We start from the raw sequence: 17,717 nt of genomic DNA, 5'->3' as shown, positions 1-17,717 counted from the left end.
TACTGCTTAAACAAAATACGTGTACCGGGCTGATTAATGTATGTACTTTAACCCCCGATACACGTATAAATAATTTAGTCCATAATTCTAGAATAATTATAATTTAAATTTCTTTACGACTCCTTGTAAATCTCCGGCTAAAATTGCAAGTTTTTCACTGGATTTCGCAATCTCTTCGATAGAAGTACTCTGTTCTTCCATAGCAGATGAGGCTTCCTCAGTACTTGCAGCGTTTTCCTGTGCAATTGCTGACAGAGTCTGCATCATATCCAGTATTGTATTCTTGGCACCTATCATATCTTCTTCCGATACATTCAGCTGCTCAACGGCATCCTGTGCTTCCTTCATAGCTTTTGCTATGGACTTATATTTCTGATTGGTGCCGGATACACTAACAGACTGTTCTTTGGTGATAGAGATTACTTTTTCAATTCCTTCAACTGCTTTTGATACAATTTGATTTAGTTCTTGAATTATGTTATCAATGCGTCCTGTAGAATCAGCCGATTGCGCTGCCAGTTTCTTGATTTGATCAGCCACAACAGCAAATCCCTTGCCGGCTTCTCCTGCTCTTGCAGCTTCAATGGAAGCATTAAGGGCCAATAAATTGGTTTGTGCAGCTATGTCAGTAATCACATTACTTGCTTCGCCTATCTGAGCCGTGCTTTCCTTCGTCTTTCGGATAATATCATATATTTCGTTTGTTGCTATGTTGTTCTCCTGTGTGATCTCTGACAAACGCTCAATGTCTTGAAGCCCTTCATCCACAACATTCCCTACTTTACCTGCAGTTTCATTCAGATTCTTCATTTGTTCTCTATTTTTATCTATTACATTGCCTAAGGTAATAACCTGTGAAGAACCTATTTCAGTATTTTCTGCCTGTTCCGAGGCTCCCTTAGCAATTTCTTCAACAGTTTTTGATACTTCATCCGCAGCCAAAGCAGACTGCTCTGTTGTAGCGGTCAGTTCCTCCGCTGTAGCTGATACCAGAATTGCGGAATCTGTAATCTGACCAATAATCTCCCGCAGGCTGTCTACAATCTCCTGCATGGCTCTTGCCATAATACCGTTCTCATCCGGCCATTTTTTTAATTTTTTTGGAACATCTTCGGTAATATCCAGGGATGCAATTTTCTTTGAAATATTAGCCAAAGTTAAAATTGGTTTGGTTATGGTAATACCCATAAATATTACTAGGGCAGCACTTATCAATAGGCCGATAATTACTACAAATAGTATTCTGTTTTGTAAAGTTGGGATTGCTCTTAATAGCTCATGTTCAGCAGCTACAATAACATAGGTCCAGCTTGTTCCTTCCACCGGAGCATAGCCTGAATAAAAGGTATCCTTAGTTTCTTTGCCATCTATCTCTGACCAATATTGATAGCTGGTAACCCCTTTTTTATCCTCTTGCATCTTCTTTACTGCATCCGACCAAGATACGAATTTAGGATCCTCCTCCGCTTTACTAATTGGATTATATTCCTCTAAGACCATAGCTTTATCCTTATGGGCGATAATCTTCCCATTACCTCCCAGCATATAAGCAAAGCCTTCTTCACCGTAGCTGGCATCGTTTGTAATCAAACTGAGGGTATTACCATCCCTACGTCCGATCAGTACCCCTACAACCTTATCATTCTCTAAAATCGGAGTGGCTACCATAATTACCGGTTCATTGATTACCCGGCTGATAATTACTTCAGATACATTCGCTACACCTTCAAAAGCTTTCATCACATAACCCCTGTCACCCAATTGACTTACGGTACCATCGGTGTAGTAAGCGCTACCATCCGGCAAAACAACAGCAATATCAAGAAATTCCGTACCCTTTAGTTCTTCTTTCATAACAGGTAACTGCTTGTCCCATTCCATGGATCTTATTTCTTTTCTTGCTGCAATCCTGGTAAGCGAACTTTTTAATGTCAGAATTCTTGCTTGAACCAGTTTAGCTCCTTCATCAGCTATCATCTCAACGGCATTTTCCGCTTCCTGTATTAGCAATTTCTTTCCCGTATTAATTGATATAACTCCTAATACAGCCGTTACTAAAATAATAATTGTAATAAATGATACCAGTAACTTCGTTCGTATACTATTCATAAGAATTCTCCTAGTCGTGAATTTTTTGTGATTAAAAACCACCAAAAGTTTATTTAATTTTACAACAAAATCCACAAAAATTCAATATATTAGCACACAAATTATCACAAAATTCCAAATATAGTATCGATAAATACACTTTTAATTGTGTATTTTGTAAAATATTTGATAATTGTCAAATTATTATCATTATATTTGCATTATTTTACTATCGTTTTACATGTATTTACATGCACCATGTTAATTTTGTTCAAAGTCAATGCATTTTCGATTACAGGTAGCCGGTCTTACAAAGGTCGTACCTACCCTTACATGCTCCGGATGTATCTGATAAGCCTTTAATGCTTCTTCACTTTCAAATAGACTATCCAATACAAGATCTGAATCCGAGGAACTTAATTGCTGTAAATATACCTTGATTGATATAATACCGGGTATTTTGTCTTTTAATTCCTCCAACTCTCTTTTTATTACTTCAGCGTTTTTCCTGTTCTCCTCCTCAGTAAAGCCCTCAGCATAGTTCCATGCAACAATGTGTCGAATCATGTTAATACTCCCTTCTTTTGATATAGTAAAACTCTAAGTTTGAATATACTCTTTTCATACTATCAGGATATAATATATTACATTGCAGGTAAGCTTGCAATAGCAATCGATTATATCCTGATAGTTGGATATCAATTATTGAACTTTTAGTGTTAAGACTCTATATGAGCAGAAAAAGGCGATGCCGGAAACCCTTCCTTATTGTAGAGATTCGCTCCTTCCGGATTATCCGCCCACGCATATCTAATCCCTACCGGAGCTATGATTTCGTTGCTTGAAACCAGAACGGTATCCCCTTCAATGATTGCATTTGCTTCCACATAGTTGCCGTCCGGTCCACAGATGGAAAAGGTTTTTACTGATTTATCATCAGATCCCTTCGCTATCAACCCACTACCAATATGAGTAAAATATATTCTTAACTGATCTCCTTCGCTTTCCATATGATCATAGAGCGGTCCGCTACATTCCAGATTTTCATTAAAAATCATATTTCTTGCCCAGAATGCTAACCGTTCAGCAACGGTCTTTTTATTCCATGGATGTAAGTCGTTATATTGTCCTACATCTATCGTAACAGCCATTCCAGTACCCGGAAGAGCCAGAGCTCTTCTTTGTTTATCTCTAAGGATTGCCCAACCACTTACTTCAGGTTCCTGTTTCCAAGGGCAAAAATTAGCCAATTGTACGTAAAGAAACGGAATATCTCCCAATCCCCAGTTGGCTCTCCAATCTTTTATTACTGCTTCAAAAAGTTCTTTATAATCCTCGGGATTACCTGTATTTGATTCACCCTGATACCAAAGAACTCCCTGTATACTATATTTCCGGAGGGGGTAAATCATGTTATTATAAACACCCGATGGCATATATTGAAAGAAGGTCGTTGGCGGCAAGGCTCTCATAACAGCACCTAACTTATATCTCCACGGGCCGGATAAAGATATTTCTCCTCTATCAGTCTTAAGTTTATATGGCATATCTGTTATAAAAGCACCAACATTTTCTGTTAAAATAACACGTACTGTCAAAACATTCTTGCCGGGCTTTAGTATCCCTTCCGATAACTTGTAGCGACGGGGTGGATATTGATAACCGGTGCTACCTACCTTCTCTCCATTCAGATAAGTATCATCCCCATCAATAATTGTTCCCAGATAAAGTTTGGCATTTTCCCCTACCATATCTTCTGAAGCATAAAATTCTTTTCGGAACCAGACAGATCCTCTATGTGTTTCCAATTCAGTGCCTCGAAAGCTTGTGGGAATATCAATGTCTTTCCAATCTGTATCATTGAATTCCTCCTTATACCATAAGGTATCACCATTCAAACCGGGATCGGTTTCAAACAGTTCGTGATACCAAGTATTATTACGGGTTTCTTCCTTTTGCTTAACCCCATTCACGTAGTTATCATCTTTACACAGGGTAAGAAGCTCCTTAAATCTATCAAACTTTAACAGTGTCGGTTCACTGATCCAAGCCTCAGCCGGAGTTCCCCCAATCGCTGTATGTATCAAACCGATCGGAACTTTATACGTATCATAGATGTTTTGGGCAAAGAAATAACCTATTGCACTAAAATCATATACCGTTTCGGGTGTCACGCTAACCCAGTTACCATCACACAGTTCGTCAACCGGCCCGTGAAAATCATACATCTGAGGAACCGAAAACTTACGTATTTGAGAGCATTCAGCTCCAGAAACCTCATCTTCAAATAAATCCAACGTACGGCTCACAGGTATCTGCATATTAGATTGACCCCCCAGAACCCATACATCTCCAATTAAGATATCCTTTATCATTTTAACGGTATCCGCACTTTCAATTCGCATTTCATGGGGTCCACCCGGGTTAAGATTCTCTAATAGGATCTCCCATTTACCACTTTTATTCGCTTCAGCCTGATATTCTTTACCTAAGAAAGTTACGTTGACTTTACCAAAGGGAGCTACGGTTCCCCAAATACGTACGGGGCTATGTCTTTGTAATACCATTCCATCGCTAATTAAGGGTGATAAAGCGATACCTTTTCTTTGCTTTTCCATATTATTGCTCTCTCCTTTTTCTTAATGTATAAACTAGCATAATATTATTCGTTTATTAAACACAATAACCGAATGCTAATAAACTAAAATTTTTATTTTCACTACCGTTTTCCATTTTAACTTCTATCACACGTTCCAGCGTTTCTTCATCCCGAAGTACCAGTCTGACTGTCGGGTTATTCCAACCAAACATTCGATAGCCTGATAAAGTAGCGCTTATGATACCGTCTATTATGATTTGAGCATTCCCTTCGGTGATTTCATTACTTTCTTTGAATATTACGAATAAGCTTTTGCAGGTTAAACGCATGATGAGACTGTCATTACCGCTTTTTTGGTTGTGTACCCATCCATTCTTAAATTCTTTAATCGTATCAGAAGCTTTAAAAGATCCCATAGAAATAAGTTCTGCATTCTGAGAATCAAGTAGCTTCATGTTAATAAATGAATTACCGTAGAACGGACGACCTGGAATCTCGATATCTTGCTCTTCCTCTTCATTCATTACTCTATAATAATAATATTTTATAAATTCTGCTATCAGTAAATTGCCATATTCATTAGGATGTATATTATCGTTTGAAAAATGCGACCAATAAAAACGCTTATTTATAATCTCTGGCATAAGTGCATCCATAATACTAATCATTGGTAAATGATAATATTCACCTACTGCCTGCATCTGTCCTTGACAAGAATACCCTGATTCGGATGTCATAAAAAGCAAAATTACCGCCGGTTTTGTATCAGCATTTAATAACTGAAGTATTAAACATTCATAGACTTCCCTACTAACACTATCCTTAGAATCATTCACGGCAAATTCAACAAAGATAATATCCGGCTGATATTGTAAAATATCCCGCTTGGCGCGGATGAGCCCTATGGTCGATGAAGTTCCGTTCATTCCTGCATTCACATATTCTATTTTATCTGATGCTGTGAATAATTCTTTAAAATAATGGTACGATAATGTAGCATAACAATTATTCCAGCTTACCTTTAACGGAAATGTTATAGAAGCACCGAGATAAGCTATGGTTACTTTATCTCCTCGGCGGGCTTTCTTCATAGCTTGTAGTATTCGAAAATTATTACCGGTACTTATTAAAGAACGTTTTATAACTTCAGCATCCGTTATTAAATCATGAAAGTCATTCATCCGGAAGCTACCTCATTTCCTTCTTATCTATCGTTTTATCTATGGCTTCTTAACCTAAAGGATAACTCTCTTATATAAGAAATTTTGCTTTAATAAAATAAAAACTGTCATATATACTATAATAGTATTTTACTCTATTCAGATAATTAATTCTACAAAAAAATGAGTCAATCCATAAGTCATGAAAATCAGAACTTTAGGATTGACTCATCCTTATGATGTTTCTATTTATTCCGCATAGAAATCGTTTATAATTGCATCAAACTGTGCAGATGCTGCTTCAGCAATTTCAACTGCTGATAAAGCTCCAAGTCCGCCGCCATCCATATTGGATCCATATTTATAACTTAAACCGGGTACTTGATAAAGTAGAGAACGTACACCCTGGCCTTCAACCATAGGTTTAATTGTCTCTTCTACTGCTCTGCTATCTCTAACTAGAGCATAGTAATTGGATAAATCACCTTCAGCATCTTCATATCCGGGAGGTGCTGATACCCACTTTGTATAAGCAAATGCGATATCATCGGCAAGCTTCGCATCTAGTCCTGCCGGCATTACACGTACATTACCGGTATACATGGTTTGCATTCTATCGCCGCTGGGACCCTTCGGGAAGAATACATAACCCCAATCATCTTCCATGCTCTGAAGAGCTGAGTTACGGTACCATTCGGTTACCATCATAGCTCCCTTACCGCTTACAAATGCATTCTCAAACCAAGTAAATTCTGCACCTTCAGGATCAGGCATCATATGACCTTTATTATATAAATCTACCGCCAAATTTACAGCAGCTAAATACTCATCGGAATCCTGATTGTTTTCATATCTACCGGTTTCTTCATTAAACCTAACATAATCGGAACCATTACTAAATACTGCTGCCTTAGGAACTTCAACCTGCCAAGCAACGATGGAATACACATCGGTAATACCATCGGAGTTGGTATCCCTAGTTAAAACGTTACACAGTTCCTCAAGTTTCGCCCAAGTCCATTCACCGCTTGCCTGAAGATCATATAAAAGATCAGGTTCTAGACCGGCTTCTTCAAAAAGTCTTTTATTAAAGAATACGCCTAAGCCGGGGCTGTTCTGTTCTTCCGTAAAACCATATACCTTACCGTTTTGTGTCATGTAATCTGTCATGGACGCATTCCAGAGATCATCAGAAAAATCAAAGCTTGGTAAGTCACTAAGCGGATAGAACATTCCTTGCTTTAAGGGTTCCGGAACAAATTTCTGATCCATAATGAAAATATCAGCTGCAGGATCACCTGCCATCGTAGATGTAATAAAGATTTCCTGATATTCAGCCCAAGCACCAATGTTAACCTGTGACAATTTAAAATTGTGTTTCGCCTGAAGATCTTCTCTGTAGAGAAGTGTATCTTCATCTCTTTGTGTTGCAGGTTCTGCAACTTCACCGGTTGACCACCAGTCACCAACCGTAATTTCAATGCCTCCCAGATCTCTTGGAGGTTCCGGGGTAGGTGTTGCTGTAGGTGCTGCTTCTTCCGGATCCTCTTCTTGTGAACTCTCTGCCTCAGGTGTAGGTGTAGCAGTCTTATTAGCTTCTTCCTCTCCCCTAGAACATGCAGCAAGAATAAATACGGTCATTACTAAAAGTAATAAAAATGCACTAATTTTTTTCATCTTACTCATAATCCTTCTCCTTTTTTACTAAATCATAGCTTCTGATTTATGTATATTTTCTACAATATAATAACAAATCATTAAATAACATTATTAGGATTTGCACTATAAGAAGATACAATAGAGAATATACTATCCATATTGTAACAAATTTTATTTGAATAAGCTAATCATTATTGACTTATTATTAGTATAAGTTTATACTTATGTCAGTAGAACAAGATAGAATTTTGTCAGTTTTTTATAATTTTTTGATATCTAGAAGGAGAGAAAGCGATGACACCACAGCAAATCGAATATGTATTAACGCTTAGTGAAGAAAAGAGTTTTTCTAAAGCAGCTCAACGACTCTATATTACTCAGCCTTCTCTCAGTCAATTTATAAAAAACCTTGAAGGCGAAATAGGTGCTCAACTTTTTGATCGTAGCACATTTCCTATTCGGTTAACGCCGGCCGGTGAAGTATTTGTAGAAGCAGCAGGTAAAATCAAAGCAGTGGAAGAGGAATTATATGACCATATTGCAGATTTATCTAATCTAAAAACAGGTAATCTTAAAATAGGTACCAGTCCTTTCCGTGCCTCCTGTCTTTTACCGAAAAGTATTGCAGAATTTCATAAAAAGTATCCCGGAGTATCGATACATATTATGGAAGATGAAAAGGCTAGCCTAGAAAAGGCCGCTTTAGAAGGTAGCATTGACCTATATATAGGTACAGGTCCCTTCGATGAGCGAGTGTTTTATACAGAAGCTCTTGCTGAGGAACAGCTTTATCTGGCCGTACCGGGTGACTGCCTCTATAACAATGAATTACAAAGCTTTCAAGTCAGTTCACAAGATATAAAATATGACACAGTAAATCTGCACAAAACACCCTCCGTAGATTTAGCAAAATTTCAGACAGAGCAATTTATTTTTCAACAGCACAAGCAAAAGCTCTCTTCTCTGGCTCTAGAGATATGTGAGTCTTATAATTTCGAACCTAAGATAATACTTTACAGTGACCGTTTAGAAACAGCTTTCTCCTGGGTATTAGCCGGTATCGGACTTTCCTTTTTACCTGATTTTTTAATACGATTCGGAAATTACGAGAAACACCCTATATATTATAAAATCGATTATCCTGAGGCAACCAGACATCTCTACGTTGCATACCGTAAAAACCGCTATTTATCTAGGGTTGCTGTCGAATATATAGCAGTATTAAAACAATTAATCGGATATGGAACATGGAATATTTCAGAATAAAATTAAGAAATTATATCTTCTGTTATAGCTTCACAATTCTTACTTTATCAATAGAAACATAAAATAGCCTCTTATCATAACAAGAGGCATTTCATTATGAAACAGTTTAATATTTTATTAAATCAAGAATTTACGACCCAAGATTAGTTGCTTTAATTGCTTAATCTCTTCAAATAAATTGACCGTATTATCTTGTAATTTTATCTTTACCTGTAAAGCTGCTTCAACAATCTCCTGTTCCTTAATCCCCCGACAAATCTCACAGATCTCATCAAGCATGCATTCAATAATTTCTGTATTATGATAATCAATTGCATTCTCTATTACCTTTAAATCCAATTCTAATTCAGTTCTATGCAGATTAAGTTCGTTATATGTAAAATCACATGTATCATCCTTGGTAAAAGCATTCCCTTTTCCAAAGGAATTATCTATTTCATTTTCTATGTCCATTTGTGTATCGTAAGCATCTTTAGAAAGCATATCTTCCGATATTGCACTCCCTGATAAATACTCTTCTTTCATGGTTATTGCACCCTGCTGTTTTCGTTTAAAATCTCCTATACGAAATGTCAATGAGAAGTAAAATTCGCTACCACTACCTACAAAACTGTCAACCTTAATTTCGCCTCCCATAATCTCTACCAGCTTCTTTGTAATAGCCAATCCAAGCCCTACACCTCGGTATCTTTTCGTATAAGGACCTTCCACTTGACTAAAACTCATAAAAATGCGTTCTTTATCCTCCTGTGCGATACCAATACCCGTATCATTAATACAGAATTTTAAATTTATGCTATCTTGTTGTATTTCAGTTACATTGACCGACAGGGTGATGATACCTGTATCCGTGAACTTAATGGAATTATCAACTATATTATCAAGAATCTGTTGAAGCTTTTTACCATCACCAATTAAGACCCTTGGTAGTTCAGCGTCAAACTCACTATGCAGCTTCAAATCCTTCTTCATCGCATCAGGTAAATGGGTAATGATAATTCCTTCCAGAAGCTCTAATAGATCAAAAGCTTCTTCTTTAAGACTAATCTTTCCTGACTCTAACTTAGCTAAGTCCAATATCTCATCCACAATATTGGTTAATGCATTGGCGCATTCCTTTGCTATTTTTAATTTGTCTCTTTGTTCCTTTTCAAGATTGGTTAATAAGGTCAAATCCAGCATTCCCATGATACCGTTAATCGGTGTGCGAATTTCATGGCTCATATTTGACAGAAAATCATTTTTTGCTCTATTCGCTGCTTCTGCTGCATCCTTTGCCTCAATTAGTCTTATCTCAGATTGCTTCTGCTTTGTTATATCAGACACAATTGTAACGATTTTATTAGTTTCCGGACTATATACAATAAAGGAAAACCACTTTTGATAGATGGATGAATAATAACTTTCAACTTGGAAGCTTTCTCCTTTGTTTAGTTTATCTTTGTTTTGCAGGAGCTGTAAAATAACAATATCCTTTGAATTTGGAAATACTTCTGAGTAATATTTATATAAAATATTCTCCTTTTTCATATTGACAAAATGTTCAAACTTCTCATTAACTTCAATAAATTCTAAATCTACCGGATTGTTTGATCTGTCATTTAAGATTTTGAAGTATACATATCCGCTATTCATATTCATAAACAGAGAATGATATTTGGCATGACTTTTTAGCAATTCCTTCTCCGCTTTTTTTCGATCGGTTATATCACGGATCACACTGAGTAGAATACGCCTTCCTCCAATATCAGCACCCTGGGAACTAACCTCGACATAGAGTAATGATCCATCCTTTCTTCGATGTGTGGCCTCAAAAAAGATACCCGAGATATCTGCCTGCTGCATCTGCTGTCTTGTTACCGTTTTACTTCTCTCAGGTCATAAATATTTAAAGAACATAACTCCTCATAAGTATAACCGTATGCTATTACAGCTGCTTTATTGGCTTCGATAATTCTACCGTCCAAATCCACAAAGAGTATGATATCCCTGGCATTCTTAGAAAATAATTTATAGCGCTCTAAGATTTCCTCCGTTTCTTTTTGCTCCGTAATATCCGAAATAATGCCAATATAGCACGAAAAGTTTCCATCGAAATCATAACAAGGCGATACTACCAATCTGCACCAACGATAACATCCGTCATATCTTCTTAGCCGGAATTCATAATGCATCTTTTCCTTCTTAGTATGGTGATTTATATGCCCCTTACAAAACACTTGCCTGTCATCAGGTAAAACAAAATCAAACCATCCCTTATCTAACATGGAATCCATATCTTCTCTCACAAAAGAAAGCCCTGCTTTATTCATATATATAATATTAAAATTTTCATCCAGTTTCCATATCATTCCCGGCATCTGATCCAACAGGTTGTTACAGATTATTGCCAGGTCCTTGGTATGTATTTTAGATATTTGCATATTATCATCACCTTAATCCTTTGTTCAAACATTCATATTATAAGTGTTAATTAATACCATGTCAATATTTTACTGATTTATACTGTTTTTGCGCAAGTTTTACATTATTTTTCCACTGTAAAAATAAAAAGTATCCAAATACAAAAAAAGATATATCAAACATATAACTTAATAATCTTCACACGTTTGATATATCCCAATCTATTTAGTTATTATTTCAGATGTTATAACAATTAACTGATACTATATTTAATCAATAAAAAACGCTTCAAACTTATCCAGATCGACCTCTGTTTGTTCTCCTGTTTCCATGTTCTTTACATTGGCTTTGTTATTATTAAGTTCATCTGCACCAATAATTACCGTATTTTTAGCACCAATTTTATTGGCATATTTCATCTGTGCCTTTACACTGCGGTCCAGATAATCGGTTTCTACGATAACTCCGGCATTACGCAGCTTGTGAACTAATTGATATGCAGCTGCTTTAGCTTCCTGCCCAAGAATACCTACATATAATTCAACTGCCGGTTCCGGCTCCAGCTCTACCCCTTCCGCCGCCAATTCATTAATGATACGCTCTATACCAAAACCAAAGCCTACCGCCGGTATATTCTGCTTTTCATCCACCTCATGCACCAGATTATCATATCTGCCGCCACCACAGATAGTAAATCCATCTTCATTCACAAATTCAAATACGGTCTTTGTATAGTAATCAAGTCCTCTTACGATTTCCGTGTCAACTTCAAAAGGAATATTAAGCTTAGTAAGAAGATTCTGCAGTTCATCAAAGTGATTTTTACATTCCTCATCCAGATACTCTATTGTTCGAGGCGCATCCTTGACTATGGTTTTACAGGTAGGTACCTTACAGTCAATTACCCGTAAAGGATTCTTTAGCATTCTTTCTTTGCAGGTAGGACATAACTGGTCCTTATTCTTTTCCAAAAAGCTTAACAATGCTTCATTATAGGTAGTACGACAACAGCCACAACCAATACTGTTAATATGGAGCTTTGCACCATTTAAGCCCAGTTCCTTCATAAACTGTGTAAGGAGGGTTATGATTTCTACTTCTGCCAATGGTCCGGCTGCACCAAAGATTTCCACACCAAATTGATGATGCTGACGAAGCCTACCGCTCTGGGGGTTTTCGTAACGAAATGCCGGTGTAACATAGAACAGCTTCGTCGGTTGGACTTCCGCATAGAGACTATTTTCCAGATAAGCACGCACCGCTCCTGCGGTTCCTTCCGGCTTAAGGGTGATACTACGGTTACCCTTATCATCAAAGGTATACATCTCCTTCTGCACCACATCGGTGGTCTCACCCACACCCCTTTGGAACAGAATTGTATGTTCAAAAACAGGGGTAATAATCTCCTTTATATTGTAAGCTTTGCATATCTTTCTGGCGATGCTCTCAATTATGGTCCGCTTGTGCATATTTGATCCATACCAGTCCTGCGTACCCTTAGGTCTTTGTGTAATCATGTAATCCTCCTAACTTGTTATTAAGGAAAACTTAAGGATAGGTTCTCCGTAATATTCAATTTTTTTAGATATATAATATTTATACTTCTCTAAGTTATTATAAATTGCGAACATTTGGTATTCTTTATGGTTATTCTATTGATAACAATACTTTATGTCAAGTACTGTTATCAAATAAATAAAACAATGTGGTTTCTATAATTTTCTGTTTTTACCCAGAAAATCCTTTTTTCTTTGTATCATTTCATCTATTCTACTAATGTAGTCCATTACACTCTTTACATTATCTACCCGTTCAATACGGTTTTCATTATGGAATACGAACTTCGACATTGCACCGGCACCAAGAGCCAGAATTGTCTGCTTCTCTTCCATAATCAGAATATTATAAAGACCTTCCAGCCCATATCTGGCATAACCGATGTTCTCCAGGTTATCTGCCATATTCTTTTGTCGATAAAGATAATAAGGGAGATAATCGTTATTCTTTGCAAACTCAAAGGTTGCTTCTAACATATCCGATGTATCCGTTGCCTGTAATTCGGTATAATTGTCTTTATCCGTATTTAATCTGGCCGCTCTTTTTATTGCCAATGTGTGCACCGTAAGTCCTTCCGGATTAAGCTTTTCAATCTCTGTTAACGTCTCCTTAACGTCGATCACATTTTCTCCCGGAAGACCAATGATGATATCCATATTAATGTTATCATGACCAATTGCCCTAGCCATAGTAAAAGCTTCCCTTATCTGCTCCACAGAATGCTTTCTTCCGATTAAATCGAGGGTTTTTTGATGCATGCTTTGAGGATTAATAGAGATACGATTGACTCCCCTTTTTTTTAAAACAACCAGTTTTTCTCTTGTAATGCTGTCTGGTCTGCCTGCTTCTACACAAAATTCCCTGACATGGGTGAAATCAAAATGTTTTTTAACACTCTCGATTAACTTATCTAGTTGCTCTGCTGATAGTGTTGTTGGGGTTCCTCCTCCAAAGTATACGGTCGTCAGTTTTTTATCCGGAAAGCAGGTTGCTCCGTATGCGATCTCCTTATGCAGTGCACAAAGATATCTATCTACATAATTGGAGAAACGTTCAATAGAATAAGAGGGAAAGGAACAATAAAGGCAGGTACTGGGACAGAAAGGTATCCCAATATATAGACTGTAGCCATTACGATAATCCATATCCTCAAGAAGCTTCTTCTCTCTTCGGGCAATTTCTATACTCAACTGAATTTTTTCAAGTGAGCACAAATATTCTTCCTGCATCTGTAATCGAATTTTTTCTTCCGTAAATCCCTGTTCCAACATCTCATATACAAGTTTGGTTGGGCGAATTCCGGTTAGGATACCCCACGGCAATTTCTTGTTTAATTTATGGGACAGCATTTTATATAGCAGCCGCTTCATGGCATTTTTATATTGGGATTTTTGATCTTCAATTTCTAGTGTATCTATCGATTGAATACCCTCTTCCCCTGCCGGATTAACCATAGTGATCGAAATTAGCTCGGGATGAAATAATACACGGATTATATAAATCTCCGCCATATTAGCAACAATTTCACCTTTATTATTATGATTCTCTAGTGCAATATCGATCATCCATGAATCAGATTGTTCAACTTTAGTTTCTTCTTTTTCACTATACACTTTAATTATTTCATTTGGATAGAAAGCCTTAACCAAAGGATAAACATCATTCTCATAGGCCTTATCCGACAGGATAATTTGTATCATTTTTTCTCCTATTATTTTACATCAAACAATTTTTTATTTAGTATTTCTTTGTAAAGGAATAATATTAATATTATGTCAATTATGACTTCGCATCGATTGAAGCTAATTAAGTAAATACTATATTATAATACTAGGTGATTTATGAATTATAGAATAACTTTTCGTTTATTAATTAAGTATCTGATAAAGTTTATTCCTTAATCTCTTATCAGGTAAAAATTATTCTCCTTCTCATATCCGACGGTAGTAGACATTCCGTGACCCGGATAAATCAACGTTTTATCCTCTAATAACATAAGCTTATTCAAAATAGACTCTATCAGAAGTTGTCCATCTCCGGTTGGAAAATCTGTACGACCAACACTTTCTCGAAACAAAGTATCTCCACTGATTAAGCAACCCTGTTCTTCAAAATAATAGCATACTCCACCAGCGGTATGACCAGGCGTATGGATTACCTTTAGGATAAATCCGGCGATAGTAAGTATCTCCTGATCCTTAAGTAAAACATCCGCGGTCAGGCTAGTTGCTCTACCCATAAGAGAAGATGCATTTAATGCAGGATCGCTAAGCAGCTTTGCCTCCGCTTCATGGGCATGAATTTTAGCCTCTGTAAGCTCTGACAACTCTTTCGCTGCTAAGATATGATCAAAATGACCATGAGTTAACAGGATTGCCTTACAAATGAGGTTATTAGTTTTCAAATAATCAATTATTTTAACGGCTTCAGCTGCCGGATCGATTACAATCGCTTCCTTACTCTGCGTATTACTAATAATATAGCAATTGGTTTGTATCATACCGAGTACAAGGGTTTTCATATTAAAATTATTCATACATAATACTTCCTTATCTTAAATTATCTCTATATTAAGTCTTCTCAAGAAATCGGCCTGGTTAATCAAAACATAGATGAATCTTCTAAACAAGCTAACAGCAGGCCTGCCATAATTTCCATGACCCATCAGCCTGCTGTTCTTTCAATATCTATAACACTTTCCACGTTACGGATTTTGGCAATGATCTCATTTAACTGCTCTACTCCATTGATTTCAAATCCAATACTAATGGTAGCAGTACCCTGTTTACTGGTTCTAACGTTCATGGAGGTTACATCAATTTTATTTTCCGTAAATACCTTGGATACATCCACCAGTACACCAGTCCGATTATTGGCATATATTTTAATCTCAGCAGTATATACCCCACCGGTGACTTTGCCATCTGCAATGTTCCATTCGGCATCAATTAGTCTTGCCCTGTCTTCTTCCGGAAGATTGATTACATTAATACAATCCGTACGATGAATGGAAACACCCCTACCCCTGGTTACGAAGCCTACTATTTCGTCACCCGGAACTGGGCTGCAGCATTTTGAAAAGCGAACTGCTACATCATGAATTCCTTCAACTACAATTCCACTCTTTGATTTCTTCTGAGGTAATCGGGTATCTTTAAAATCGGATATTGTTTCAAGTACATTCTCATCGGTAATTTCTTTTTTATGCTTCTTTTTATATTCCTCCAGAAGCCGGTTCACTACCTGACCTTCTTTTAATCCGCCGTGGCCGATTGCCGCAAGAATTGATTCCCAATCACGGAAGCCGTATTTACGCATAACAACATTGATAAATTCCGACTTTAATAAATCACTTAGAACAATACTCTTGGTTTTACAATAGTTTACAACCAATTCCTTGCCTCTGGTTATATTATCATCCTTTAGCTCCGATTTAAACCATTGATTAATTTTATTCTTAGCCTGCGTACTCTTAACGATACTAAGCCAGTCACGGCTGGGCCCTTTCGAATTTTGCGAGGTCATAATCTCAATACGGTCACCGTTTTGTATGACATAATCGATGGGAACTAATTTACCGTTAACTCTGGCACCTACCATTTTATTGCCTACGGCGCTGTGAATACTGTAGGCGAAATCAATAGGATTCGATCCGGTTGGCAGGGTCTTTACATCCCCGGTGGGCGTAAACGCATATACGCTTTCCGAAAATAAATCAAAGTCATTCTTAAGTAAACTTAAGAATTCTTTGTTATCCGATAAATCTCTCTGCCATTCGAGAACCTGACGAAGCCAGGTAAGCTTCTCTTCCTCAGCATTGGAAGCATTCCCTTTACCGTCAGCCCCTTCTTTATACTTCCAATGGGCTGCAATACCATATTCTGCCGTACGATGCATATCATATGTTCGTATCTGAATTTCAAAGGGCGCTCCCTTTGGCCCGATTAACGTCGTATGGAGAGACTGATACATATTGGGTTTTGGCATAGCTATATAATCCTTAAAACGTCCGGGAATTGGTTTATACATTTCATGGATCACTCCAAGGGCTGCATAACAATCCTTCAAGGAATCAACAATAATGCGGACAGCAAATAAATCATAAATCTGTTCCAAAGATTTATTCTGGTTCACCATTTTCTTATAGATACTGAAAAAATGTTTAATACGTCCATCGATTTTCGCAGGAATTCCCGCGGCATCGATATGGGTTCGAACCTCATTCACTATGGTGTCAATATATGCCTGTCTTTCACTTTTTTTCGTTGCTATTTTCTCAGCCAGTTCCTTATATACATCCGGTTCCAGATATTTTAAGGATAAATCATCTAGTTCTATTTTAATCTTAGAGATACCAAGCCGTTGTGCAATCGGTGCATAGATATCCATCGTTTCTCTGGCAGTTTCCTTCTGCTTTTCCGGTTCTTTGTATTTTAATGTACGCATATTATGCAGACGATCTGCCAGTTTAATTAATATAACACGGATGTCCTTCGCCATGGCAAGGAACATCTTTCTTAAATTCTCTGCCTGAAGCTCTACCTTATCCATGGAATAATTAAGCTTGGTCAGCTTTGTAACACCATCAACTAATAGTGCGATTTCTTCAGAAAACATGTCTGTAATCTGAGCCACAGTAAATTCGGTATCTTCTACTACATCATGAAGAAGTCCTGCTACGATACTCTCCTTATCCAGTTCCAGCTCTGCTAATATATTGGCAACACAGAGCGGATGGACAATATAAGGTTCTCCTGACTTGCGCAATTGATCCTTATGGGCATTATCAGCAAGATGATAGGCCTTTTCTATCATGGAAATATCGGTAGAAGGATGATAACTACGAATCTTCGCAATTAGTTCCTGATACAAAGCTTCAGGCGAAGTAAAATCAGCAGGCGCATTAATAACAGCCTGACTCTCAAGTACATCCTGATCATAAATTTCATTTATTTCTTCCATGATATCACCACCTTACTTTAACA

At 37.2% G+C, this 17,717-nt stretch carries 12 protein-coding genes; 1 reads left to right on the top strand and 11 read right to left on the bottom strand.

Going from position 1 to position 17,717, the window contains the following annotated elements:
- Positions 1 to 96: 96 nt before the first annotated feature.
- From I5677_RS01375 to I5677_RS01355, 5 genes are all read right to left on the bottom strand, one after another.
- Positions 97 to 2,109: a methyl-accepting chemotaxis protein gene (locus I5677_RS01375; RefSeq protein ID WP_197659757.1), complete on the bottom strand. Its 2,013-nt coding sequence runs from the start codon at positions 2,107 to 2,109 to the stop codon at positions 97 to 99.
- Between the two features lie 240 nt (positions 2,110 to 2,349).
- The gene (locus I5677_RS01370) at positions 2,350 to 2,655 is read right to left on the bottom strand and encodes a Dabb family protein (RefSeq protein ID WP_197659756.1); all 306 of its coding nucleotides are present in this window, start codon (positions 2,653 to 2,655) and stop codon (positions 2,350 to 2,352) included.
- Between the two features lie 152 nt (positions 2,656 to 2,807).
- Positions 2,808 to 4,706 carry a sialate O-acetylesterase gene (locus I5677_RS01365; RefSeq protein ID WP_197659755.1) on the bottom strand — a complete coding sequence of 633 codons (1,899 nt, stop codon included), beginning with the start codon at positions 4,704 to 4,706 and terminating at the stop codon, positions 2,808 to 2,810.
- A gap of 55 nt (positions 4,707 to 4,761) precedes the next feature.
- Positions 4,762 to 5,868 (bottom strand): SGNH/GDSL hydrolase family protein, encoded by a 1,107-nt coding sequence (locus I5677_RS01360; RefSeq protein ID WP_197659754.1) that lies wholly within the window; start codon positions 5,866 to 5,868, stop codon positions 4,762 to 4,764.
- 228 nt (positions 5,869 to 6,096) lie between these two features.
- Positions 6,097 to 7,533: an ABC transporter substrate-binding protein gene (locus I5677_RS01355; RefSeq protein WP_197659753.1), complete on the bottom strand. Its 1,437-nt coding sequence runs from the start codon at positions 7,531 to 7,533 to the stop codon at positions 6,097 to 6,099.
- A gap of 267 nt (positions 7,534 to 7,800) precedes the next feature.
- Here I5677_RS01355 and I5677_RS01350 point away from each other — a divergent pair, with 267 nt between their 5' ends.
- A complete protein-coding gene (locus tag I5677_RS01350; RefSeq protein ID WP_197659752.1) occupies positions 7,801 to 8,772 on the top strand; it encodes a LysR family transcriptional regulator in 972 nt (323 codons plus the stop codon).
- 117 nt (positions 8,773 to 8,889) lie between these two features.
- On the opposite strand, the gene I5677_RS17300 is transcribed toward I5677_RS01350, so the two are convergent.
- The 6 genes from I5677_RS17300 to I5677_RS01320 all read right to left on the bottom strand — a co-directional run bounded on the left by I5677_RS17300 (position 8,890) and on the right by I5677_RS01320 (position 17,694).
- Positions 8,890 to 10,617, bottom strand: a complete 1,728-nt coding sequence (locus I5677_RS17300; protein WP_197659751.1) for a PAS domain-containing sensor histidine kinase — start codon at positions 10,615 to 10,617, stop codon at positions 8,890 to 8,892.
- Positions 10,618 to 10,628: 11 nt separating this feature from the next.
- Positions 10,629 to 11,195 (bottom strand): PAS domain-containing protein, encoded by a 567-nt coding sequence (locus I5677_RS17295; protein WP_197659750.1) that lies wholly within the window; start codon positions 11,193 to 11,195, stop codon positions 10,629 to 10,631.
- Positions 11,196 to 11,444: 249 nt separating this feature from the next.
- Positions 11,445 to 12,692 (bottom strand): histidine--tRNA ligase, encoded by a 1,248-nt coding sequence (gene hisS / locus I5677_RS01335; protein ID WP_197659749.1) that lies wholly within the window; start codon positions 12,690 to 12,692, stop codon positions 11,445 to 11,447.
- 195 nt (positions 12,693 to 12,887) lie between these two features.
- Positions 12,888 to 14,432: a coproporphyrinogen dehydrogenase HemZ gene (hemZ, locus tag I5677_RS01330; RefSeq protein WP_197659748.1), complete on the bottom strand. Its 1,545-nt coding sequence runs from the start codon at positions 14,430 to 14,432 to the stop codon at positions 12,888 to 12,890.
- Positions 14,433 to 14,629: 197 nt separating this feature from the next.
- Positions 14,630 to 15,268, bottom strand: a complete 639-nt coding sequence (locus I5677_RS01325) for an MBL fold metallo-hydrolase (protein ID WP_197659747.1) — start codon at positions 15,266 to 15,268, stop codon at positions 14,630 to 14,632.
- 128 nt (positions 15,269 to 15,396) lie between these two features.
- Positions 15,397 to 17,694: a RelA/SpoT family protein gene (locus tag I5677_RS01320; RefSeq protein WP_197659746.1), complete on the bottom strand. Its 2,298-nt coding sequence runs from the start codon at positions 17,692 to 17,694 to the stop codon at positions 15,397 to 15,399.
- Positions 17,695 to 17,717: the final 23 nt, after the last annotated feature.

Source organism: Mobilitalea sibirica, assembly GCF_015999265.1.
In the GTDB taxonomy this organism is placed as follows: domain Bacteria; phylum Bacillota; class Clostridia; order Lachnospirales; family Lachnospiraceae; genus Mobilitalea; species Mobilitalea sibirica.
This window is presented reverse-complemented; position numbering and strand designations above follow the sequence as displayed.

Bases quoted from the DNA above. Each gene is read 5' to 3' on its own strand.
- I5677_RS01325 (WP_197659747.1), bottom strand. From the start codon at position 15,268: ATGAATAATTTTAATATGAAAACCCTTGTACTCGGTATGATACAAACC.
- I5677_RS01350 (WP_197659752.1), top strand. From the start codon at position 7,801: ATGACACCACAGCAAATCGAATATGTATTAACGCTTAGTGAAGAAAAG.
- I5677_RS01360 (WP_197659754.1), bottom strand. From the start codon at position 5,868: ATGAATGACTTTCATGATTTAATAACGGATGCTGAAGTTATAAAACGT.
- I5677_RS17295 (WP_197659750.1), bottom strand. From the start codon at position 11,195: ATGCAAATATCTAAAATACATACCAAGGACCTGGCAATAATCTGTAAC.
- I5677_RS01370 (WP_197659756.1), bottom strand. From the start codon at position 2,655: ATGATTCGACACATTGTTGCATGGAACTATGCTGAGGGCTTTACTGAG.
- hisS (WP_197659749.1), bottom strand. From the start codon at position 12,692: ATGATTACACAAAGACCTAAGGGTACGCAGGACTGGTATGGATCAAAT.
- I5677_RS01355 (WP_197659753.1), bottom strand. From the start codon at position 7,533: ATGAGTAAGATGAAAAAAATTAGTGCATTTTTATTACTTTTAGTAATG.
- hemZ (WP_197659748.1), bottom strand. From the start codon at position 14,432: ATGATACAAATTATCCTGTCGGATAAGGCCTATGAGAATGATGTTTAT.
- I5677_RS01320 (WP_197659746.1), bottom strand. From the start codon at position 17,694: ATGGAAGAAATAAATGAAATTTATGATCAGGATGTACTTGAGAGTCAG.
- I5677_RS01365 (WP_197659755.1), bottom strand. From the start codon at position 4,706: ATGGAAAAGCAAAGAAAAGGTATCGCTTTATCACCCTTAATTAGCGAT.
- I5677_RS01375 (WP_197659757.1), bottom strand. From the start codon at position 2,109: ATGAATAGTATACGAACGAAGTTACTGGTATCATTTATTACAATTATT.
- I5677_RS17300 (WP_197659751.1), bottom strand. From the start codon at position 10,617: ATGCAGCAGGCAGATATCTCGGGTATCTTTTTTGAGGCCACACATCGA.